Here is a 22,418-nt window from a genome sequence, read left to right on the forward strand (position 1 = left end):
TCCGTTAGTGGGGCTGCGCGCGGCGTCGTGGCGCCGTTCCGGGCACACCCGCCCCCCCGCCCCCGCACCACTGCGGCGTGGCCGCATCAGAGGCCGAGCAGGGCGTTCTCGACGACCTCGGTCAGTGCGGGATGGATCCAGTACTGGCCGAGGGCCATCTCGCGCGCGGGCAACCCGAAGCTCATCGCCTGGATCAGCGGCTGGATCAGGGTGGAGGCCTGTGCGCCGATGATGTGCGCGCCGAGGAGCTGTCCGGTGCTGCGGTCGGCGATCACCTTGCACAGGCCCTCGTCGTCCTCCATCGCCCAGCCGTAGGCGACGTCGGCGAACTTCTGGACCTTCACCGCGACGTCGTGCCCCTGCTCGCGGGCCTGGTCCTCGGTCAGTCCGACCGTGGCGATCTGCGGGTCCGTGAACACCGCCGACGGCACGAACCGGTGATCCGTGCGGACCAGCGGCTCGTCGCCGCTCCACGCGCCGCGGAGCAGGTTCGCCTGCACCACGCGTGCCTCGTGGTTGGCCACGTGCTTGAGCTGGTGCGGAGACGAGATGTCGCCGAGCGCGAAGACGCCCTCGGCGGCGGTGCGCTGGAACTCGTCGACCACCACGCGGCCGTCGGCGCGGACCGCGATCCCCGCGGACTCCGCCCCGATCCGATCGCCGTTCGGGGTGCGCCCGGTCGCCACCAGCAGGGTGTCGCCGGCGACCACCGTCCCGTCGGCGAGGGTCACCCGCACCTCGCCGGGACCGCCCGCCACCTCGATCACCGGGTTGCCCAGGTGCACATCCCACTTCCGTCGCGCCAGGTCGGTGAACCGCTGCGAGACGTCGGCGTCGAGGTCCCGCAGCAGCCGCTCGCCGCGGCCGATGATCGACACCCGGCTGCCGAAGGCGGAGAAGACGTGCGCGAACTCGGACGCGATGAACCCGCTCCCGACGATCACCAGGTGCTCGGGCAGTGCCGGCAGTCGCATGATGTCGTCGTTGGTGAAGTACGGGACGCCGCTGCGACTGATCTCGTCGGGGACGATCGGACGGGAACCGGCCGCGATCACCACCTGGTCCGCGGTGATCACCTCCCCGGTGCCGGTTCGGATCTGCCGCGGCCCGACGAACGAGGCGTAGCCGGAAAACAGTGTGGTGTTGGGGTTCTCGTCGCGGCGGTAACGCTCCCCGCCCGCCGAGATCGGATCGATCCGGTCGAACACCCGGTCCACGATGTCCGACCGCCGCACCTTCTCGACGTGCGCGTCGACGCCGTAGCGGCTCGCGTGCCGAACCGCCCGCGCGACCTCGGCGGCGTAGACGAACATCTTGGTCGGGATGCACCCGACGTTGAGGCAGGTGCCGCCGAAGGTCCCGCCCTCGAGGATCGCCACCCGCATGTCGGCGAACCGGTCGTCGAGAATCGTGTTGCCGGAACCGGATCCGATGATCGCGAGGTCGAAGTGATTCACGCGCTGTGACCGTTCAACCAGCCCAGCCACTGGTCCACCTCGTCGAAGGCCTGCTTGCGCGGAACCTCGCGAGACAGGAACACGTCGTGCCGGGCTCCCTCGATCGGCACGATCGTGGTGCGGTCGCCGAGGCAGCCCGACCACTTCGCGATCTGTGTGACGTCGAGGATGAGGTCCGCCACCTCGGACTTCTCGGTGTGTCGCATGGAGTAGTGCGTCGTCTTGGACCGCAGGATCAGGGACGGCACGCCGATGTCGAGGCCGCGGTGCAGGCGGGCGTGACCGCGCCGGATCGCTCGCATCCACCCGAAGGTGACGGGGAAGCCGGTGAGCGGCTTCCAATCGAGGTCGTAGTCCCACTCGCCGCCGTGGTCGCGGTGCAGGGTCCGGCCGTACACGTCGGCGGGCGGCTGCTTGATGACCAGCTTTTCCTTCACCCGGCCGACCGCGTCGACCGCCACCGTGCCGACACTGCGCAGGTACGACGGGCCCTGCAGGTCGAACCACGGGCTGTTGAGGATCAGGCCTCGCACGCCCGCGCCGGCACTGCCGCCGGGCCGCGCGTTCAGGCGGTCGAGCCACAGCGGCAGGATCAGCCCGCCGGTGGAGTGCGCGGTCAGCAGCACGGAACCCTCGCCCGGGCCCCAGCTCGTTCCGCCGGCTCCACTCGGCCCGCCGCCGACGTCCTCGCGGACGATGGTCAGGGCGCGATCGAGCTCCGCGTCGTAGAAAGAGAGATCGGTCACGAAATGCGGCGTCTGGCCGGCCCGCAGGGACCGGCCGCACTTGCGCAGGTCCAGCGCGTAGAACGCGTAGCCCTGCTCGTGGAAGTGCTCCGCGAGATGCTTCTGGAAGAAGTAGTCGGTGAATCCGTGCACGTAGAGCACGGCGCGACGGGTGCCGGGGGCGTGCTCCGGGCGGTATCGGACCAGGGTAGCCAGGACGTCGCCCTCGCCGTCCGGATCCGTCCCGAGCGGGATCGTCAGCTGCTCATATCCGTCACCAAGAAGGTCCGGTGCCCATGTAGTCACAGATCACAACAGTAATGTGCGGGAAACCTCCCCGCAGGGGGGCACAATTGGGTGAGGTTAACGGCCCATATACGCCCGGGTAACCTGTCGGCTGCAGTCGGTGTGACTGCCCACTGCCAATGGACAAGGAAGTCGATTCTCCAGTGTCAGACAACAACGCGGTACAGGCCAAGACCGATGTCGTGCTCGTCGGTGCGGGCATCATGAGCGCCACCCTCGGTGCTCTCCTTCGTGAGCTGCAGCCGGACTGGTCGATCAGCGTGTTCGAGCGGCTCGACGCCGCCGCCGCGGAGAGCAGCGACCCGTGGAACAACGCGGGCACCGGGCACTCGGCACTGTGCGAGCTCAACTACACCCCGGAGAACTCCGACGGCTCCGTCGACATCGCCAAAGCGATCAACGTCAACGAGCAGTTCCAGGTCTCGCGGCAGTTCTGGGCGCACGCGGTCGAGAAGGGCATCCTCACCGAGCCCCGCGAGTTCATCAACCCGATCCCGCACGTGAGCTTCGTGCACGGCGCGGACAACGTGAAGTACCTGCGGGCGCGTTACGACGCCCTCGCCGGCCACCCGCTGTTCGCCGGCATGGAGTACACCGAGCGCCCGGAGGAGTTCGCCCGCCGCCTGCCGCTGATGGCCAAGGGGCGCGACTTCTCCGACCCCGTCGCACTGAACTGGACCGACGGCGGCACCGACGTCGACTTCGGCGCGCTCACCAAGCAGCTGCTCGGCCACGTCGGCGCCTCCGGCGGTCTCGTGTATTTCGGCCACGAGGTCACCGACATCTCGAAGCAGTCCGACGGCACCTGGGACGTCAAGGTCCACAACCGTCGCACCGGCGCCCGCCGGAAGGTCAACGCGAAGTTCGTGTTCGTCGGCGCCGGCGGCGGCGCGCTGCACCTGCTGCAGAAGTCCGGCATCGCCGAGGCCAAGGGCTTCGGCGGGTTCCCGGTCAGCGGCGCGTTCCTGCGCTGCACCAACCCCGAACTGATCGCCCAGCACCGCGCGAAGGTGTACGGCAAGGCGGCCGTCGGTGCCCCGCCGATGTCGGTGCCGCACCTGGACACCCGCGTCATCGGCGGCAAGCCCGGACTTCTGTTCGGCCCCTACGCCGGCTGGTCGCCGAAGTTCCTCAAGGAGGGTCGGGTCACCGACCTGCCCGGTTCGGTCAAGCCGAACAACTTGCTGTCCATGCTCGGCGTCGGTGTCTCCGAGCTCGGCCTGGTGAAGTACCTGGTCAGTGAGCTGACGAAGTCGGAGGCCGGCCGCATCGAGACCCTGCGCGAGTTCGTCCCGCAGGCGCTCGGCAAGGACTGGGAGCTCATCACGGCCGGGCAGCGCGTCCAGGTGATCCGCCGGGCCAAGGGCAAGGGCGGTGTCCTCGAGTTCGGCACCGCGGTGGTCAGCGCCGCGGACGGCAGCATCGCCGGCCTGCTCGGCGCCTCGCCGGGCGCCTCGACCGCGGTCCCGGCAATGCTCGACGTGATGCAGCGTTGCTTCGGCGAGCAGTACAAGGCCTGGGAGCCGCAGCTCAAGCAGATGGTGCCCTCCCTCGGGGTCAAGCTCTCCGACAACGAGTCCCTCTTCCGCGAGGTGTGGGACTGGTCCAACCGGGTGCTGCAGCTCGAATCCGCGGACGCGGTCGCCACCGCGGCCGCCGTCTGACCCAGCACAGGTACCGAACCGCCGCCGTCATCGCGCCCACCGGGCGCGGTGGCGGCGGCCGTCGTTGCGCCCGATAGAGTCACCTCGAACAATGTCCCTGCCGCGGGGAAGTCCTGTGCAAGTCAGGCACGGTCCCGCCACTGTGACGGTCACCCGACCCGGTCGGGAGCCGGAGTCAGATCGCCGCGGTAGAGGATCGACTCCGACCCTCGGCGCGGACACCGGGGAGTGAAGGGAATTGCACCGTGGCACAGCTGAGTTCGATGACGCAGACCGGTCCGGAACCGGGATTCCCGTTCAGCGCGATCGTCGGCCAGGACCAGCTGCGGCTCGCGCTGACGCTGTGTGCGGTCCATCCCGGCATCGGTGGGGTGCTGGTGCGCGGCGAGAAGGGCACCGCCAAGTCCACCGTGGTCCGCGGCCTCGCCGCGCTGCTGCCGCCGGTGTCCGGCGACGACGGGGCACGGCCCGCGCGGCTGGTCGAACTGCCGGTCGGCGCCACCGAGGACCGCGTGGTCGGGTCGCTGGACCTGGAGAAGGTCCTGCGCGACGGCGAGCGGGCGTTCCAGCCGGGACTGCTGGCCGCCGCGCACGAGGGCGTGCTCTACGTCGACGAGGTGAACCTGCTGCACGACCACCTGGTCGACGTGCTGCTCGACGCCGCCGCGATGGGTCGCGTGCACATCGAGCGCGACGGCGTCTCGCACTCGCACCCGGCCCGGTTCGTGCTGGTCGGGACCATGAACCCCGAGGAGGGTGAACTGCGCCCGCAGCTGCTCGACCGGTTCGGGCTGGCCGTCGACGTCGCCGCCTCGCGCGAGGTGGACACCCGCATGCAGGTGGTGCGCCGCCGGCTCGACTTCGAGTCCGACCCCGCCGCCTTCGCCGCCCGGTACGCCGATCAGGACCTCGCCCTGGCCCAGCGGATCGCGGCCGCGCGCCGGGCCCTCGCCGGCATCGAGCTCAGCGACACCGAACTGCGCCGGATCGCGGCCCTGTGCGCCTCCTTCGACGTCGACGGCATGCGGGCCGACCTGGTGCTCGCCCGCACCGCCACCGCGCACGCCGCGTGGCGGGGCGCGACGGCCGTCACCGAGGAGGACGTCCGGGTGGCCGCCGAGCTGACCCTGCCGCACCGGCGTCGCCGTGACCCGTTCGACGAGCCGGGCCTGGACCCGCAGCAGCTCGACGACGCGATGCGCGACGCCGCAGAGCAGGCCGAACGCGACCCGGAACCGGACCCCGATCCGGACGGACCCGACGGCGGTGGCGCCCCGGAACCCGACGGGGGCGACGCCGGTGAGCCCTCCGCTGGGCCCGCCGACCCGGAAGGGTCGCCGGAGGAGCGAGAAGCGCCCGCGCCCGGGCGTGCGCCCGACCGGCCGGCCGCCGCGCCGTCGGCACAGTTCAAGACCCGACTGCTGACGATTCCCGGTGTCGGGGAGGGCGCGCCCGGTCGCCGGTCGCGGTCCCGCTCGCAGCAGGGCCGCGTGGTGCGCTCGACGGTGGAGCCCGGTCGCGGCCTGCACCTGGTCGGCACGCTCTTCGCCGCCGCCGAACACCAGGTCGCGCGGGGGCGCACCGAAGGGCCGATGGTGTTGGCGCCCACAGACATTCGTGGTGCGCTGCGTGAGGGCCGGGAGGGCAACCTGGTGGTGTTCGTGGTCGACGCGTCGGGTTCGATGGCGGCGCGTGACCGGCTCTCCGCCGTCACCGGCGCGGTGATCTCGCTGCTGCGCGACGCTTACCAGCGCCGGGACAAGGTCGCCGTGATCACCGTGCGGGGGACCGCGGCGGAACTGGTGCTGCCGCCGACCTCGTCGGTGGACGTGGCGGTGCGCCGACTGCGGTCGCTGCGCACCGGCGGCAGGACCCCGCTCGCGCAGGGCTTCCTCGAGGCCCGTCGGGTGGTGCTCCGCGAGAAGGTCCGGGACCCGCAGCGCCGCGCGATGGTCGTCGCGCTGACCGACGGACGGGCCACCGGCGGAACCGATCCGGTGCACCGCGCCCGGGTCGCCGCCGGCCTGCTCGCCGACGCGTCCGTGGCGTCGGTGGTCGTCGACTGCGAGTCCGGCATGGTCCGGCTCGGCCTGGCCCGCGAGCTCGCCAGCGCGATGCGCGGCGCGTACGTCCGGATCGACGAGCTGTCCGCGGAGCGGGTCGCGGGTGTGGTCCGGGCAGGCGCCGCGGCATTCGCGGCCTAGATCGTCAACGCGCCAGAGAAGGAGTTGCACTGTGCCCAAGGGAGTTCCGCTTCCCGAGTCCGTCCCCGACGACGGGTTGACCACCCGTCAGCGTCGCAACGCCCCGGTCCTCGCCGTGCACACCGGCGCCGGAAAGGGGAAGTCGACGGCCGCGTTCGGAATGGCGTTGCGCGCCTGGAACCAGGGCTTCGACATCGGGGTGTTCCAGTTCGTCAAGTCCGCCAAGTGGAAGGTCGGCGAGGAGTCGGCGTTCCGCGCGCTCGGTGAGCTGCACGAGTCGACCGGAGTCGGCGGACCCGTGCAGTGGCACAAGATGGGCGAGGGCTGGTCCTGGACCCGCAAGAAGGGCGAGGACGAGGATCACGCGCGGGTCGCCCTGGACGGGTGGCGCGAGGTGGCCCGCCGAATCGCCAACGAGGAACACAAGTTCTACGTGCTCGACGAGTTCACCTACCCGCTCAAGTGGGGCTGGGTCGACGTCGACGAGGTGGTGCAGACCCTGCGCGAGCGGCCCGGCAACCAGCACGTGGTGATCACCGGTCGCGACGCCCCGCAGGCCCTGATCGAGGCCGCCGACCTCGTCACCGAGATGACCAAGGTCAAGCACCCGATGGACGCCGGACGCAAGGGGCAGCGGGGCATCGAGTGGTGATGGAGCCGAGCGGAGCGACGAGGAATGTGACAGGGGGGTCGGTTCCCGCCGTAGTCATCGCGGCGCCCGCCTCGGGTAGCGGAAAGACCACGGTCGCAACGGGTCTCATCGGCGCGCTGAGGGCGGCGGGTGACCGCGTGGCGCCGTTCAAGGTCGGGCCGGACTACATCGACCCCGGCTACCACGGCCTCGCCGCCGGCCGCGTCGGCCGCAACCTCGACCCCGTCCTGGTCGGCGCCGACCGGATCGGGCCACTGTTCCGACACGGCTCCGCCGGCTGCGACATCGCCGTCGTCGAGGGCGTGATGGGCCTGTTCGACGGCAAGATCGCGGACCCCGCGCCCGAGGGCGCCGCGGAGGGCTCCACCGCCCAGGTCGCGGGCCTGCTCGGGGCCCCGGTGGTGCTCGTCGTCGACGCCCGGGGCCACAGCCAGTCCCTCGCCGCGGTCCTGCACGGATTCGCCACCTTCGACTCCGGTGTCCGCATCGGCGGGGTGATCCTCAACCGGGTCGGCAGCGCCCGGCACGAGCAGGTGCTGCGCCAGGCCTGCGACCGGGTCGGCGTCCCGGTGCTCGGTGTGGTCCCGCGGCTCGCGGAACTGGCCGTCCCGTCGCGGCATCTCGGCCTGATCACCGCCGTCGAACACGGCGGCGCGGCGACCGCCGCGGTGGACTCGATGACCGAGCTGATCGCCACCCACGTCGACCTGGGTGCGGTGCGCTCGCTGGCCCGCTCGGCGGTGACCGCGCCCGCCTGGGACCCGAGTGCCGAGGTGGGCGAGCCGGTCCCGGGCGGCCCGGTGGTCGCGGTCGCGGGCGGAGCGGCCTTCACGTTCGGCTACGCCGAGCACCGCGAACTGCTCGAGGCCGCGGGTGCGCGGGTGCACGTGTTCGATCCGGCCGTCGACCAGCTGCCGGAGGGCGTCGCGGCGCTGGTGCTGCCGGGCGGCTTCCCCGAGGAGCACGCCGCGGACCTGGCCGCGAACACCCCCCTGCTGACCACGGTGCGCGAGCTCGCGCGGCGCGGGATGCCGATTCACGCGGAATGCGCGGGCCTGCTGTACCTCTCGCGGCGGCTGGACGGACACCCGATGGCGGGGGTGATCGGCGTGGACGCATCCTTCGGCAGCGCCCTGACCCTCGGCTACCGGGAGGCGGTCGCGCTGGGGGAGTCGGTGTTGTTCGAGCCCGGCCAGCGGGTGGTCGGCCACGAGTTCCACCGCACCAGCCTCGCGGCCACCGCGGTGGACGGCTGGTCGCCCGCCTGGGGATGGCGAGCGGCGGGCGCCTCGGCGCGCGAGGGGTTCGCCGGCGGCGGAGTGCACGCGTCGTACCTGCACACGCATCCCGCGGGCAGTCCGTCGTCGGTTCGACGCTTCGTCGGTGCGGCAAGGGAATTCGAGGTGCACAGTGGATAGCCCGGGACACGGCGACCTGGTGGTCGGCATCGGCCTGCGGGACGGCGTCGGTCCGGACGCGGTGCTGGACGCGATCAGTGCCGTCGTCGACGATCCGGCGGATCTGCACGCACTGGCGACACTCGAACGCAAGGCGACCGAGTCGTCCGTCGCGATCGCGGCCGCCGAGCTCGGCGTGCCGGTGCTCGGCTTCACCGCCGACGAACTCGCGGCGGTCGAGGTGCCGACGCCGTCCGGTCGGGTCGCCGCGGAGGTCGGCACCCCGAGCGTGGCCGAGGCCGCCGCGGTGCTCGGCGCGGGCGGCGGCGACCTGCTGGTGCGCAAGCGCGCCCGCAATGGCGTGACCGTCGCGCTCGCCCGTACTGTTTGGTAGTCCGAAGACCTGAAGGAGAGCGCAGTGCCAGCAGCGGCCGGAGACGAGACGAACTACCTCGTCGGCCTGAACCTGACCGACCGCCGGGTAGTCGTGGTGGGCGGCGGGACCGTCGCCCAGCGTCGCCTCGGCCTGCTCGTCGCGTCCGGGGCGAAGGTGCACGTGATCGCCCGCACCGTGACGCCCGCGGTCGAGGCGATGGTGTCCGGCGGCCAGATCACCGCCGAACTGCGCGACTACCTCGACGGCGACCTCGACGGCGCCTGGTACGCCATCGCCTGCACCGACGAGCCGGCCACGAACGCGGCCGTCGTCGCGGAGGCCGAGCGCAACCGGATCTTCTGCGTGCGCGCCGACAGTGCCCGCCAGGGCACCGCCGTCACACCGGCCAGCGCATCCTTCGACGGGCTCGAGGTCGGCGTGCTCGCCGGCGGCCAGCACCGTCGCTCGGCCGCGGTGCGGACCGCGATCGTCGAGGCGCTGCAGTCCGGCACCCTCACCGACGAGGAGCCGCACGCCCCCGGCGTCGCGCTCGTCGGCGGCGGTCCCGGTGACCCCGATCTGATCACCGTCCGCGGCCGGCGGCTGCTCTCCCGCGCCGACATCGTCGTCGCGGACCACCTGGCGCCGCAGGAGCTGCTGGCCGAACTCGCCCCGCACGTCGAGGTGATCGACGCGTCGAAGCTGCCGTACGGCCGGGCGATGGCGCAGCAGGCCATCAACGAGACCCTGATCGAGGGCGCGAAGGCGGGCAAGTTCGTCGTCCGGCTCAAGGGTGGCGACCCGTACGTGTTCGGGCGCGGCTACGAGGAGGTCGAGGCCTGTGCGGCGGCCGGTGTCCCCGTGACCGTCGTGCCGGGCATCACCAGTGCCATCTCGGTGCCGTCGGCGGCGGGCATCCCGGTCACGCACCGCGGCGTCACCCACGAGTTCGTCGTCGTCAGCGGCCACGTCGCGCCCGACCACCCCGACTCGCTGACGGACTGGTCGGCGTTGGCCCGGCTCCGGGGCACCCTGGTGCTGCTGATGGCGGTCGAGCGGATCGATAAGTTCGCCGCGACGTTGATGGACGGCGGCCGTCCCGGGGACACCCCCGTGACCGCGATCCAGGAGGGCACCACGCGCTCGCAGCGGGTGCTGCGCGCCGACCTCGCCACCATCGCCGCGCGCGTTCGCGAGGAGAACATCCGGCCGCCGGCGATCATCGTGATCGGACCGACCGCGGGGTTTTCTGTTGACGCTCGGTAACGTGGACTCCTGTGTCTGATTCCACCGCTGTGAAGTACCCGGTCACCACGCGGGCCTTCGGCCTCGCGATCATCGTGCTCAGTGGCCTGCAGTTGATGGTGGTGCTGGACGGAACCGTCGCCAACCTCGCGCTCGCCCGGCTGCAGTCCGACCTCGCCCTGAGCGACAGCGGCCGCAACTGGGTGCTGACCTCGTACGCGCTGGCCTTCGGCGGCCTGATGCTGCTCGGCGGCCGGCTCGGGGACGTGTTCGGCCGCAAACGGATGTTCATCTCCGGCGTCGCGCTGTTCACGGTGTCGTCGCTGCTGTGCGGGCTGGCCGTCAACGAGGCCACCCTCGTCGCCGCCCGCGCCCTGCAGGGCGTCGGGGCCGCGGTCGCCTCGCCGACAGCCCTGGCCTTGGTCGCCACGACGTTCGCGCCCGGCCCGGTGCGCAACCAGGCGATCGCCATCTTCGCCGCGATGACCGGTGTCGGCTCCATCGCGGGGCTGGTGATCGGCGGCGCGCTGACCCAGGTGTCCTGGCGCTGGATCTTCCTGATCAACGTTCCCATCGGCCTGCTGATCGTCGTCCTGGCCGTGGGCGCCCTCGTCGAGACCGGCGGCGAGCGGATCCCCCTCGACGTGCCGGGGGCGATCCTGGCTACGGTCGGGTGCACGGCGATCGTGTTCGGGCTGACCGAGGGCCCGGAGCTCGGCTGGGGCAGCGCGGCCGTGATCGGCGCGCTGATCGCCGGTGTGCTGCTGCTGGTCGCGTTCCTGCTCGTCGAGCGCAACGCGAAGAACCCGCTGCTGCCACTGACCCTGTTCGAGAACCGGGACCGGGTCGCGACCATCCTCGCGATCTTCTTCGTCGGCGCGGTGATGTTCTCGGTGGCCGCGTTCGTCGCGCTGTTCGTCCAGGACGTGCTCGGCTACTCGCCGTTGAAGGCGGGCCTGGCGTTCATCCCGTTCGCCTTCGGTCTCGGCGCGGCGGCCTTCGTCGCGTCCAAGCTGGCGGTCCGGATCCAGCCCCGGTGGCTGGTCGTCGCGGGCGCGGTGATCATGGTCGTCGGGCTGCTGTACGGCTCCACCCTCGACAGCTCCGCGACGTATCTGGGCAACCTGTTCGTTCCGGTGATCGGCATCGGCTTCGGTGTCGGCCTGGCCGTGGTGCCGCTGCCGCTGTGCGCGATCGCCGGCGTCGGGCCGTCGGACATCGGTCCGCTCGCGGCGATCGCTCAGGTCGCGCAGACGCTCGGTGGCCCGCTCGGGCTCGCGGTGATCGGGGCGATGGCGACCTCGCGGACGCTGTCGCTCGGCGGCGTGTCCGGCGCGGCGGCGGACATGAATCCCGCGCAGCTCGCCGCGCTCGGCGACGGCTACACCTTCGCCCTCGTCGGCTGCGCGGTGGCGGCGGCGCTCGCCGCGATCACCGCGCTGTTCATCCGGCTCAGCCCCGAGCAGGTCGCCCAGGCGCAGGAGGCGGAGAAGGCGGCGCAGCGGTCCTAGCCGCTGCGGGACACCCGGACAATTCGCTCGCCAGCTGGCGGCGGCGTCGGTAGCGTCGGCTCGGTGCTGCTGACACTCACCGCCACTGCGACGGACGACTTTCCCGACGCCTCCGATCTGGGCTACCTGCTGCACAAGCATCCCGATCGGGTCCAGGCCTTCGACCTCTCGGTGGGGACCGCGACCGTGTTCTACCCCGAGTCGTCCCCGGCGCGCTGCACCGTGGCGATGACGCTGGACGTCGATCCCGTCGAGTTGGCGCGCAGCAGGTTTCGCCGCGGATCGGACGGATTCGCGCTGGGTCAGTACGTGAACGACCGCCCCTATGCGGGGTCGTCGATGCTGGCGGTGGCGATCTCGCGGGTGTTCAAGTCCGCGCTCGCCGGCACGCTCGCATCACGCCCGGAACTGCCGCGCACGGCGGTGCCGCTGCGCGTCACCATTCCCGCGGCGCCGGCGCGCGGCGGCCACGACCTGCCCGGCCGGCTGTTCGGGCCGCTCGGCTGGGACGTCACCGCGGAGCCGGTGGCGCTGGACGAGTCGATCCCGCAGTGGGGCGACTCGGCGTACGTCAGCCTGACGCTCACCGGCACGCTGCCGCTGTCCGCCGCACTGCGGCACCTGTACGTCCTGCTGCCGGTTCTCGACGACGTCAAGCACTACTGGGTCGGCGAGGACGAGGCCGACAAGTTGGTCAGGGCGGCGGGGGACTGGCTCGGCGGCCACCCGGAATCCGGGTTGATCACCTCCAGGTACCTCGCGCACCGCCGTGAGCTGGTCGCGTCGGTCGTCGAACGGCTGGACGACGGCGCCACCGGGGAACCGGACGAGCCCGCGACGACCAATGTGGGCCTCGCGCAGCTGCGCCAGGACGCGGTGCTCGCCACCCTCGAAAACCTCGGTGCGACACGGGTGGTCGACCTCGGTTGCGGCGAGGGCAAGCTGCTGCGCGAACTGCTCGCGCGTCCGGCCTTCACCCGGATCGTGGGCGTCGACGTCAGCGACGCGGCGCTGCGCAAGGCGGAACGCCGGCTCGGTCTGGGCGAGATGCCCGACCGTCAGCGGGACCGGATCGCGGTGCTGCAGTCGTCGGCCACCTACCGTGATCGGCGACTGCAGGGGTTCGACGCGGTGGTGCTCATGGAGGTCGTCGAACACGTCGACCGGTCCCGGCTGCCGGCCCTGGTTCGGTCGGTGTTCGGGGACATGAAGCCGAAGGTGGTGCTGGTGACCACCCCCAACGCCGACTACAACGTGCTGTACCCGAACCTCGAGCCGGGTGCGTTCCGGCATCCGGATCACCGATTCGAGTTCACCCGAACGCAATTCGAGTCCTGGGCCGGTGAGGTCACGTCCGGGCACGGCTACGACGTGACCTTCACCGGCATCGGCGAGCTCGACCCAACCCACGGCGCGCCCACCCAGATGGCCGTGTTCACCCGACAGGAGGTTTCCGCATGAGTGTCCTCGAGATTCCGGAGCCGTCGCTGGTCGTGCTCGTCGGAATCAGCGGGTCCGGCAAGTCCACCTTCGCGGCCGAGCACTTCGGTCCCTACGAGGTGATCTCCAGTGACCACTGCCGCGGCCTGGTCAGCGACGACCCGAACTCGCAGGCATCGACCGCCGACGCGTTCGAGGTGCTCGAGTTCATCGCGTCCAAGCGCCTGCGGGGCGGCCGGCTCACCGTCGTCGACGCGACCAGTGTCCAGCCCGCGGCCCGCAGGACGCTGGTCGAGCTGGCGCGCAGTCAGGACCTGCTGCCGGTCGCGATCGTGCTGAACGTGCCGGAGGCGGTGTGCGCCGAGCGCGCCGCCGCCCGTGGGGACCGGGCGTTCGACCGTGCGGTGCTGCGGCGGCAGCATCAGCAGCTTTCCCGGTCGCTGCGCGGGCTCGCCCGCGAGGGCTTCCGTACCGTGCACGTCCTCGACGGCGTGGACGCGGTCGCGTCCGCGCGGATCGTCCGTGCGCCGCTGCGCAGCGACCGACGGACGCTGCGCGGACCGTTCGACGTGATCGGCGACATTCACGGCTGCCGCAGCGAGCTCGAAACCCTGTTGGGCGCACTGGGATACGAGGTGCTCCGGGACGAGTACGGTCGCGCGGTGGACGCGGTTCCGCCGAGCGGACGCACCGCGGTGTTCGTCGGCGACTACGTGGACCGGGGTCCGGACTCGCCGGGGGTGCTGCGCCTCGTGATGGGCATGGTCGCCGCGGGACACGCGCTCGCGGTGCCGGGCAACCACGAGAACAAGCTGGTGAAAGCGCTGCGCGGCAGGAAGGTCAGCCTCACGCACGGGCTCGAGAGCACGTTCGAGCAGCTGGCCGGCGAGTCCGAGGAGTTCCGCAGGCAGGTCGCGGAGTTCTGCGACGGGCTGGTGGCGCACCTCGTGCTGGACGAGGGCCGGCTGGTCGTCGCGCACGCCGGGCTCAAGCAGGAGTACCACAACCGGGCCTCGGGCCGGGTGCGAAGCTTCGCGCTGTACGGCGAGACCACTGGCGAGACGGACGAGTTCGGGCTCCCGGTCCGCTACCCGTGGGCGGAGGACTACCGGGGTGACGCGGTGGTGCTGTACGGGCACACCCCGGTGCCGGACGTGCGGTGGGTGGGCAACACCGCGTGCCTCGACACCGGCTGCGTCTTCGGTGGCGCGCTGACGGCGATGCGGTATCCGGAGCGCGAGGTGGTCTCGGTGCCGGCGGAGCGCGAGTGGTACCCGCCGGCGAAACCGCTTCGCCTGTCCGATCCGGATCCGCAGGCCCTGGACATCGACGACGTCCTCGGCGTCGGGGGAGTCGAGACCTCGCTGCACGGACGGGTGACCGTTCGGCCGGAGAACGCGGCCGGCGCCCTCGAGGTGATGAGCCGCTGGGCGGTGGACCCGCAGTGGGTGAACTACCTCCCGCCGACCATGGCGCCGTGCGCGACCTCCGCGCTCCCCGGTCTGCTCGAGCATCCCGCCGAGGCCTTCACCGCGTACCGGAAGGCGAAGGTGGACACGGTGATCTGCGAGGAGAAGCACATGGGCTCGCGGGCGGTGGCGCTGGTGTGCCGGGACGCGGCCGTGGCCGCCACGAGATTCGGCGCCACGGACGGGCTGTCCGGGATGGTGTACACCCGGACCGGTCGGCGCATGTTCGACGAGGCGCAGACCGAGCGGCTGGTCCAGGCGATGGGGACCGCGGTCGGCGCGGCCGGACTGTGGGAGGAGCTCGGGACCGACTGGGTGCTGCTCGATGCCGAGCTGCTGCCGTGGTCGGCGAAGTCGGAGTCCCTCCTGCGGTCGCAGTACGCCGCCGTGGGTGCGGCCGCGCGTGCGGACCTCGCCGGCCGCCGGTCGGCGCTCGAGGCCGCGGCCGAGCGCGGACTCGACGTCACGGACCTGCTCGAGCGAACGAGCAGCCGGGCGGACGACGTCGCGCGGTACACCGACGCCTACCGGCGGTACGTGTGGCCGACCGAGGGTCTCGACGGGGTGCGGGTGGCGCCGTTCCAGGTGCTCGCGACCGAGGGGGCCGGCCACGGCGACCGCGATCACGGCTGGCACCTCGCGGTCGCGGATCGGCTGGTGGACGCGGCGCCGGACCTGTTCACCACCACGCGTCGGATCGTCGTCGACCTGGCGTCGGCCGAGTCGGAGGCCGCCGGGGTCGCGTGGTGGGAGGCACTGACCGCCGCCGGCGGCGAGGGCATGGTGGTCAAGCCCCTCGCCAACGGGGCGCACGCCGGTTCTCGTCGTGCTCAGCCCGGCATCAAGGTGCGGGGCCGTGAGTACCTGCGGCTGATCTACGGCCCGCACTACACGGAGAAGGAGAATCTGGAGCGGCTGCGCAACAGGAGCCTGGGGCACAAGCAGTCGATGGCCCTGCGCGAGTACGCGCTGGGCATGGAGGCGATCGACCGGCTGGTGAAGGCCGATCCGCTGTGGCGGATCCACCAGGCGGTGTTCGCGGTGCTGGCGCTCGAGTCCGAGCCGGTCGACCCCCGCCTGTAGGGGCAGCGCCACTACTGTGAGCGATTTCCACCCCAACCGGGGTGGAAATCGCGCGCAGGCGCCGTAGGAGCTACGTCAGGATGACGAGCTCGGTGGGGGACGCGATCTCGACCGTCAGCCCCGCCTTCGAGGCGACGCGGGCGACGCCCTTCACGTCCGCCGGCTCGGCGCGCGAGACGACCAGGGCGCGCGCGAGCAGGCCCTTGTGGTGCTTGTTGAAGTGGCTGACGACGGACCGGGTGCCGTCCGGCTTCTCGGTGAGCACGGTCGCGATCACCGCGCCGGGCACGGGACCGAGCTGCTGGTACGTGCCCGAGCGCAGGTCCACCACCAGGCCGTCGGCCTCGGCCTCGAGTGCGGGGGTCAGTTCCGGCTTCCACAGTGCCGCAAGGGTGCCCATGCCCGGCAGCTTCGATCCGCCCGACAGTCGGTATGCGGGGATGGGATCGCCAGCGCGCACGACCCCGAACAGGGCGGACCCGATCGCGAGCCGGGTCAGTGCCTTCGCCTTCTGTGCGCGAGTGAAGGACCTCGCGTCCAGGGCGTCGAACAGGACGCCGGTGTAGCGCTCGAGGGCCGGTCGGGTGGGGGAGGTCCACAGCGCGGCGTTGCGGGCGATCTCGTCGGCCTGCCCGGCGCTGAGCCCGAGGGCCACGCTGGAAGCCTCGTCGTCGGCGGCCAGCTCGACGAGCGTGTTCACCAACAGCTCGCGGGTCGCGGTGAGCTTGGGCAGCGACAGCTCGCCCAGGTCGAGCGGGGCGCCCTTGCCGCCGTCGGACTTGGTCTCGGAAGGGGGCAGCAGTACAAGCACGGGCGCCAACCGTACCGGGCGCGATTGCCGCACCGTCGGGTCGGGCGCATCGAAACGGGTCCGGCCCCCGCTCGCGAGAAGCGGAGGCCGGACGGGATGGTGCGCTGATGGGATCAGCCGCGGAAGGTCACCGGGGTCTTGGTGTCCTGGGTGCGGTCGGGGGAGCCGTGGGCGGCGACGGTGTAGATCGAGCAGGTGTTCTTCAGGCAGTCGGAGCTGCCGACGACAGCAGCGACGTCGATGTTCGCGGTCCAGGCGCCGTTGACGATGTCGGCGGCCTTGAGCCACTTGGTGGTCATCCACGCGGTGGAGTCCGTCGCCGAGTACTTGCTGTCCTGGATGAGACCGACGTAGAGGCCGGAACCGGCACCGGAGAATCCGGCACCCGAGACGGTGATGGTCTCGCCGGCGGCGGCGATGTCCGTCTTCTTGGACACCGTGACCTTCGGGCCGGCCGGCTCCACGGGGCCCGGCCCCTCGGGGTTGGTGCCCTCGCTGCCCGGGAAGAGTCCGCCGAGCGACCCGGTGTCGAGGCCGGCGAGCAGGTCGGTGTTGATGCCCTGGAGGGCCGGCAGCTCGGTGCCGATGCTGGCGGTCGAACCGAGGTCGAGGTTCAACGGGGTTGCCGCCGTGGCGATGCCGGCCGGCAGGGCGGAGACGAGGGCGACGGCGGCCGCCGCGACGGCGGCCTTGTGGAACGTGCGCATGATCCTTCTTTCGTGAGTGGGGGGGTAACGATGAAGTGGCTCCGGATTCCGGACTAGAACTTAGGTAAAGCTAGCCTAAATTTGCAACCCCTACGTTTTGCGTCGACGCATCGCGGTGGTCGTCGCGACCGCGATCGCGGCGCCGAGACCGCCGCCGACCAGCAGCGGAAGGATCCAGCCGGCGGGCCCGTCCAGCGCGCCGGAGAGGTTGCGGAGCGCTGTCGGGGTCGAGCTCGAGGATCCGCTGCCGCCCGCGGCTGCGTCCTCGCTCGGGTCCGCCGCGGCGTCCGGGTCGTCGCCGAAGCTCACCGGGGTCTTGGTGTCCTGACTGCGGTCACTCGAGCCGTGTGCGGCGATCGTGAAGATCGAGCAGGTCTTTTTCGTGCAGTCCGAATCACCCTTGACTGCAAGGACATCCGCTGTGGTGGACCAGGCGCCGTCCTTGATCCGGTTCGGTGTGATGAACGCCGTGGTCATCCAGGCGCCCGCGTCCGTCGTCGAGAACTTGTCGTCCTGGATCAGCCCCACGTAGACGCCGGGGCCGGTGGCGGCGAAGCCGGTACCGGAGATGGTGATCGTCTCGCCGTCGACCTTCAGCCCCCGCGACTTCGACAGCGTGACGGCGACCGTCTTCGCCGCGTCGCCGCCGGCCGCGCCCTTGGCCGGCGGCGCGGTGACCGTGCCCGGCGCGACACCGCCGACAAAGCTCACCGGCGTCCGCGAGTCCTGGCTGCGGTCGCTCGACCCGTGCGCCGCGACCGTGTAGATCGAACAGGAGTTGCGGACGCAGTCGTAAGCGCCCAGGACCGCGGGAAGTTCGGCGGTGATGGACCAGTTGCCGCCCGCGATGGCGTCCGGTTTCAGGAAGGCGGTGGTCATCCAGACCGAGGCATCGGTGGAGGAGAAGACGTTGTCCTGCACCAGACCGACGTACAGGCCCGGTGCCGCGCCGGAGAACCCGGAGCCCGAGATGGTCACCGTTTCACCGGCGGGATCGAGCTCGGCCGACTTCGACAAGCTCACCGACAGGCCGGGGTTGGACGCGATTGCCCCGCCGCCGGGGTTGGTGCCGCCCGCACCGCCGCCGCCCGCGCCGGTGCCACCGTTCGCTCCGCCGGTGCCCGTCCCGGCCGGCGGTTCGGCCGGGGCCGGGGCGCCGGCGAACGTGATCCGTGTGACGGTGTCCTGGCTGCGGTCGGACGACCCGTGGGCGGCCAGGGTGTAGACGGCGCACGCGTTCGCCATGCAGTCGCTACCGGCGAAGGCGGAGGACACGCTCAGCGATGTCGACCACGATCCGCCCGGCATGTCCGACGGCTTGATGAACTTCGCATCCTGGAACACCGATGCATCGGTCGTCGAGAACCGGCTCATCTGTGCCACGCCGATGTAGATGCCCGTGCCCGACGTGGAGAACCCGCGCCCGCTGACGGTGATCGTGTCACCGGCCGGGTTGAGGTCGCTGGTGCGGTTCGCTGTCACTGCAGGCCCGTTGCCCGCCGGTGGCTGCGTCGTGGGCTGGGTGGGTGGCGTGGTGGTGGTCGGTGCCGGTGGGGAGGTAGTGGTCGTCGGCGCCGGCGGCTTGGTGGTTGTGGTGGCCGCGGGTTTCGTGGTTGTCGGTGCCGGTGGTTTGGTCGTCGTGGTTGGTGCCGGCGGCTTGGTCGTGGTTGGTGCTGGGGGTTTGGTGGTGGTGGCCGCCGGTTTCGTGGTTGTCGGCGCCGGTGGTTTGGTCGTGGTCGGTGCCGGCGGTGTGGTGGTCGTTGTGGTGGTCGGTGCCGGCGGTGTGGTGGCTGTTGTGGTGGTCGGCGCCGGTGGCGTCGTGGCTGTGGTGGGCGGCGGCGGCGTGGTCGTCGGAGGTGCCGCGGCGAACGTGACCGGAACCCGGGTGTCCTGCGAGCGATCCGACGATCCGTGGGCGGCGACGGTGTAGATCGAACAACTGCTCGTCGTGCAGTCCGACCCGGCGCCGACGGCCGCCACGTCGAGCGAGGTCGACCACCGGCCTCCCGTGATCTGACCCGGTTGCACGAACACCGTCGAGATCCACGCGCTCGCGTCGGTGGGCGTGAACCGACTGTCCTGGACGAGTCCGACGTAGATGCCCGGGCCGTCGGCCTTGAACCCGGACCCCGAGAAGGTGAGGGTCTCGCCGTCGGCGCGCAGGCCGGTCGTCTTCGATGCCGATGTCGCCGGTGGGCCGGCCACGTCCGGGGCTGCGAAGGCGACCCCGGCGGTAGCCGACCATGCCACGACGACCGCCGCGACCCCGAGGGCCGCTCTGCTGAACGCGCGCATCCTTCTTCTTTCTTGTCGCAGCCGCGCCTGTGGCGCGGCAGTCGGACGAATCCGACAGAGGTTAGCCTATGTTTAGCAAGGAGAGGCTAGCCTGGGTTGCCGCGCGCACCTGCTGCGCCCACGGTCGGCCTCGCACGCTCGACCGCTGCGCCCACGGTCGGCCTCGCATGCTCGACCGCTCTGCCCACGGTCGGCCTCGCATGCTCGACCGACTAGGCTCCTGGGTTGTGATCACGCGCCTGTCTCAGCTGTTCCTCCGCACCCTTCGCGACGATCCGGCCGACGCCGAGGTTGCCAGCCACAAGCTGCTCGTCCGCGCCGGCTACGTTCGGCGCATCGCGCCGGGCGTCTACTCCTGGCTGCCGCTGGGCCTGCGGGTGCTGCGCGAGGTCGAGCGCGTGGTCCGTGAAGAGATGAATGCTATTGGCGCGCAGGAGATCCTGCTTCCCGCGCTGCTGCCGCGCGAACCGTACGAGACGTCGAACCGCTGGACCGAGTACGGCGCCGGCCTGTTCCGTCTCAAGGACCGCAAGGGCAACGACTACATGCTCGGCCCCACCCACGAGGAGCTGTTCGCCCTCACCGTGAAGGGCGAGTACAACTCGTACAAGGACTTCCCGGTCACCCTGTACCAGGTGCAGACCAAGTACCGCGACGAGGAGCGGCCGCGCGCGGGCATCCTGCGTGGACGCGAGTTCGTGATGAAGGACTCGTACTCCTTCGACCTCACCGACGAGGGCCTGGCCGCCTCCTACCAGGCGCACCGCGACGCCTACGAGCGCATCCTGGCGCGCCTCGGCGTCAAGTACGTGATTGTCTCCGCGACCTCGGGCGCGATGGGCGGCAGCGCCTCCGAGGAGTTCCTGGCCGAGTCCGAGATCGGCGAGGACACCTACGTCCGCTGCCTCGAGTCGGGCTACGCCGCGAACGTCGAGGCCGTCAAGACCCTCGCGCCCGCGCCCCTGCCGATCGAGGGACAGCCCGAGGCGAAGGTGTACGACACCCCGGACACCCCGACGATCGAGTCCCTCGTCGACTGGGCCAACGGCGCCGACCTGGGCCGGACGGTCACCGCGGCGGACACCCTGAAGAACATCATGGTCAAGACCCGGGTGCCGGGCGGCGAGTGGGAGCTGCTCGCGATCGGCATCCCCGGTGACCGCGAGGTGGACGAGAAGCGCCTCGAGGCGTCGCTCGAGCCGGCCGAGTACGTGCTCATCACCGAGACGGACTTCGCGAACAACCCGTTCCTGGTCAAGGGCTACATCGGTCCGAAGGCGCTGCAGGCCAACGGTGTTCGCTACCTGGTCGACCCGCGCGTGGTCGAGGGCACCAGCTGGATCACCGGCGCCGACGAGCAGGGCAAGCACGTCGTCGGGCTGGTCGCGGGCCGCGACTTCACCCCGGACGGCACCATCGAGGCCGCCGAGGTGCGCGACGGCGACGCCTCACCCGACGGTGCCGGCCCGCTGGTCGCCGCCCGCGGCATCGAGGTGGGCCACGTGTTCCAGCTCGGCCGCAAGTACACCGACGCCTTCTCGGTCGACGTGCTCGGCGAGAACGGCAAGCCGGTCCGCCCGACCATGGGCTCCTACGGCATCGGCGTCTCCCGGCTGGTGGCGGTCATCGCCGAGCAGCAGCACGACGACAAGGGCCTGCGCTGGCCCGCCGAGGTCGCGCCCGCGAACGTGCACCTGGTGATCGCGAACAAGGACGAGACCGCGCGCGAGGGCGCCGAGGGTCTGGCCGCGGAACTCGATCGCGCCGGGCTGTCCGTGATCCTCGACGACCGAAAGGCCTCGCCCGGCGTGAAGTTCAAGGACTCCGAGCTGCTCGGTGTCCCGCTGGTCGTCGTCGTCGGCCGCGGCTGGGCCGAGGGCAAGGTGGAACTGCGGGACCGGTTCACCGGTGAGTCCCGCGAGGTGTCCGCGGACAGCGCGCTCGACGAGGTTCTCGCGGCCGTCCGAGGCTGATCCGCCCGCGCCGTCGCGGGGTGCCTCGGCTAGGGCATGTCCCCTTAATCTGATCGTGTCTGTGCGGCACCATGCTCGGTGTGGTGCGCACGAGTGATCGGTGATGAGCAGTGGGCGATTGTCGAGCCCCTGTTGCCGTCGTCGGATGGCAACAGGGGACGCCCGTTTCGTGACCACCGGCAGGTGGTCGAGGGAATCGTCTACAGGTACCGGACCGGGATCGCGTGGCGGGACATGCCCGCGGAGTTCGGTCCGTGGCAGACGGTGTGGAAACGGCACCGCAGGTTCGCCGGCGACGGAACCTGGGACGAGGTCCTGGCCCATCTACTCGCGCGCGCCGACCAGATCGGCGAGATCGACTGGACGGTGTCGGTCGACTCGACGGTGTGCCGCGTCCACCAACACGGCACGACCTCCCGCGTGCCACAGGGGGATCTGTCGAATTACAAGAAGCTGCTCGACGAGCCGATTGACCACGAGATCGGGCGTTCCCGGGGCGGGTTGAGCACGAAGATTCACCAGCTCAGCGACGGGAATGGGCGACCGCTGGTCCTGCTGGTCGGCCCGGGACAGGCTGGAGATCCGCCGATGTTCCCGATCCTGATGGAGGCGTTGTCGGTTCCTCGGACGGGGCGGGGCAGGCCCCGGACCAGTCCAGATTCGGTCCTCGGCGACAATGCGTACTCGTCGAAGGCGAATCGGGCTCACCTGCGAGCGCGGGGCATCGAGGCCGTCATCGCCGAGCCGGACGACCAGAAACGCAATCGCCTCCGAAGAGGCAGTCGCGGTGGCCGTCCGGTCGACTTCGACGTCGAGAAGTACAAGGGGCGCAATGTCGTCGAGCGGTCCTTCTGCACAGTCAAGCAGTGGCGGGCCCTGGCTACTCGCTACGACAGGCTCGCCCTGACCTACCGGGCCGGTGCGCTGTTGTCGGCAGTGTGCACTTGGTTACACACCTAGCCAAGCAGGAGACATGCCCGAGGTCCGAATCACCCAAGTGAGTGGGATCCACGGCGGCAGGACCGCAGCCCGGCGGGGGATCCTGCCGCCGGTCGTGTTTAACGCTGTGAACTGCGGGAACTTGAATCCGATTCGGCTGCCGG

At 71.1% G+C, this 22,418-nt stretch carries 17 protein-coding genes and 1 riboswitch; of the genes, 11 read left to right on the forward strand and 6 right to left on the reverse strand.

Annotated features, from left to right (window positions below):
• Positions 1 to 86: 86 nt before the first annotated feature.
• Positions 87 to 1,457, reverse strand: coding sequence for a mycothione reductase (gene mtr / locus ACFXGJ_RS12295; protein ID WP_378619672.1), 1,371 nt, complete (start codon positions 1,455 to 1,457; stop codon positions 87 to 89).
• A complete protein-coding gene (locus ACFXGJ_RS12300) occupies positions 1,454 to 2,488 on the reverse strand; it encodes an alpha/beta hydrolase (RefSeq protein ID WP_378619675.1) in 1,035 nt (344 codons plus the stop codon). Before ACFXGJ_RS12300 ends, mtr begins: the two co-directional genes overlap by 4 nt.
• Positions 2,489 to 2,607: 119 nt before the next feature.
• On the opposite strand from ACFXGJ_RS12300, the gene mqo reads away from it, so the two are divergent.
• The 9 genes from mqo (at position 2,608) to ACFXGJ_RS12345 (ending at position 15,529) form a co-directional block, all read left to right on the forward strand.
• Positions 2,608 to 4,152 carry a malate dehydrogenase (quinone) gene (mqo, locus tag ACFXGJ_RS12305; protein WP_378619677.1) on the forward strand — a complete coding sequence of 515 codons (1,545 nt, stop codon included), beginning with the start codon at positions 2,608 to 2,610 and terminating at the stop codon, positions 4,150 to 4,152.
• 82 nt (positions 4,153 to 4,234) lie between these two features.
• Positions 4,235 to 4,389: riboswitch (adenosylcobalamin (AdoCbl) riboswitch) on the forward strand.
• A gap of 26 nt (positions 4,390 to 4,415) precedes the next feature.
• On the forward strand, positions 4,416 to 6,356 hold the full coding sequence (locus ACFXGJ_RS12310) for a magnesium chelatase subunit D family protein (RefSeq protein WP_378619759.1): 1,941 nt from the start codon (positions 4,416 to 4,418) through the stop codon (positions 6,354 to 6,356).
• Between the two features lie 31 nt (positions 6,357 to 6,387).
• Positions 6,388 to 7,008, forward strand: a complete 621-nt coding sequence (gene cobO, locus ACFXGJ_RS12315) for a cob(I)yrinic acid a,c-diamide adenosyltransferase (protein WP_378619680.1) — start codon at positions 6,388 to 6,390, stop codon at positions 7,006 to 7,008.
• Between the two features lie 26 nt (positions 7,009 to 7,034).
• Entirely contained in the window at positions 7,035 to 8,426 is a 1,392-nt protein-coding gene (locus tag ACFXGJ_RS12320) for a cobyrinate a,c-diamide synthase (protein WP_378619682.1), read from the forward strand.
• Complete coding sequence (locus tag ACFXGJ_RS12325) at positions 8,419 to 8,799, forward strand: cobalamin biosynthesis protein (RefSeq protein WP_378619684.1); 381 nt, start codon at positions 8,419 to 8,421, stop codon at positions 8,797 to 8,799. Before ACFXGJ_RS12320 ends, ACFXGJ_RS12325 begins: the two co-directional genes overlap by 8 nt.
• A 24-nt stretch (positions 8,800 to 8,823) precedes the next feature.
• Positions 8,824 to 10,047 (forward strand): uroporphyrinogen-III C-methyltransferase, encoded by a 1,224-nt coding sequence (gene cobA, locus ACFXGJ_RS12330; RefSeq protein WP_378619686.1) that lies wholly within the window; start codon positions 8,824 to 8,826, stop codon positions 10,045 to 10,047.
• Between the two features lie 11 nt (positions 10,048 to 10,058).
• Complete coding sequence (locus tag ACFXGJ_RS12335) at positions 10,059 to 11,537, forward strand: MFS transporter (protein ID WP_378619688.1); 1,479 nt, start codon at positions 10,059 to 10,061, stop codon at positions 11,535 to 11,537.
• 63 nt (positions 11,538 to 11,600) lie between these two features.
• On the forward strand, positions 11,601 to 12,998 hold the full coding sequence (locus ACFXGJ_RS12340) for a 3' terminal RNA ribose 2'-O-methyltransferase Hen1 (RefSeq protein ID WP_378619690.1): 1,398 nt from the start codon (positions 11,601 to 11,603) through the stop codon (positions 12,996 to 12,998).
• Positions 12,995 to 15,529 (forward strand): polynucleotide kinase-phosphatase, encoded by a 2,535-nt coding sequence (locus ACFXGJ_RS12345; RefSeq protein ID WP_378619714.1) that lies wholly within the window; start codon positions 12,995 to 12,997, stop codon positions 15,527 to 15,529. The genes ACFXGJ_RS12340 and ACFXGJ_RS12345 overlap by 4 nt, the downstream gene beginning before the upstream one ends.
• Positions 15,530 to 15,599: 70 nt before the next feature.
• Here the strand turns inward: ACFXGJ_RS12345 and yaaA are convergent, their stop codons facing one another.
• The 4 genes from yaaA to ACFXGJ_RS12365 all read right to left on the reverse strand — a co-directional run bounded on the left by yaaA (position 15,600) and on the right by ACFXGJ_RS12365 (position 19,046).
• A complete protein-coding gene (gene yaaA / locus ACFXGJ_RS12350; RefSeq protein WP_378619716.1) occupies positions 15,600 to 16,340 on the reverse strand; it encodes a peroxide stress protein YaaA in 741 nt (246 codons plus the stop codon).
• 113 nt (positions 16,341 to 16,453) lie between these two features.
• Positions 16,454 to 17,047, reverse strand: coding sequence for a hypothetical protein (locus ACFXGJ_RS12355; RefSeq protein ID WP_378619719.1), 594 nt, complete (start codon positions 17,045 to 17,047; stop codon positions 16,454 to 16,456).
• Positions 17,048 to 17,137: 90 nt separating this feature from the next.
• The gene (locus ACFXGJ_RS12360) at positions 17,138 to 18,529 is read right to left on the reverse strand and encodes a hypothetical protein (RefSeq protein ID WP_378619721.1); all 1,392 of its coding nucleotides are present in this window, start codon (positions 18,527 to 18,529) and stop codon (positions 17,138 to 17,140) included.
• Positions 18,489 to 19,046, reverse strand: a complete 558-nt coding sequence (locus ACFXGJ_RS12365; RefSeq protein ID WP_378619724.1) for a hypothetical protein — start codon at positions 19,044 to 19,046, stop codon at positions 18,489 to 18,491. Before ACFXGJ_RS12365 ends, ACFXGJ_RS12360 begins: the two co-directional genes overlap by 41 nt.
• A 523-nt stretch (positions 19,047 to 19,569) precedes the next feature.
• Here ACFXGJ_RS12365 and ACFXGJ_RS12370 point away from each other — a divergent pair.
• Complete coding sequence (locus ACFXGJ_RS12370; RefSeq protein ID WP_378619727.1) at positions 19,570 to 21,315, forward strand: proline--tRNA ligase; 1,746 nt, start codon at positions 19,570 to 19,572, stop codon at positions 21,313 to 21,315.
• Positions 21,316 to 21,393: 78 nt separating this feature from the next.
• Positions 21,394 to 22,275, forward strand: a complete 882-nt coding sequence (locus tag ACFXGJ_RS12375) for an IS5 family transposase (protein WP_378619730.1) — start codon at positions 21,394 to 21,396, stop codon at positions 22,273 to 22,275.
• Positions 22,276 to 22,418: the final 143 nt, after the last annotated feature.

Source organism: Rhodococcus sp. NPDC059234 (assembly GCF_042754225.1).
In the GTDB taxonomy this organism is placed as follows: domain Bacteria; phylum Actinomycetota; class Actinomycetes; order Mycobacteriales; family Mycobacteriaceae; genus Rhodococcus_G.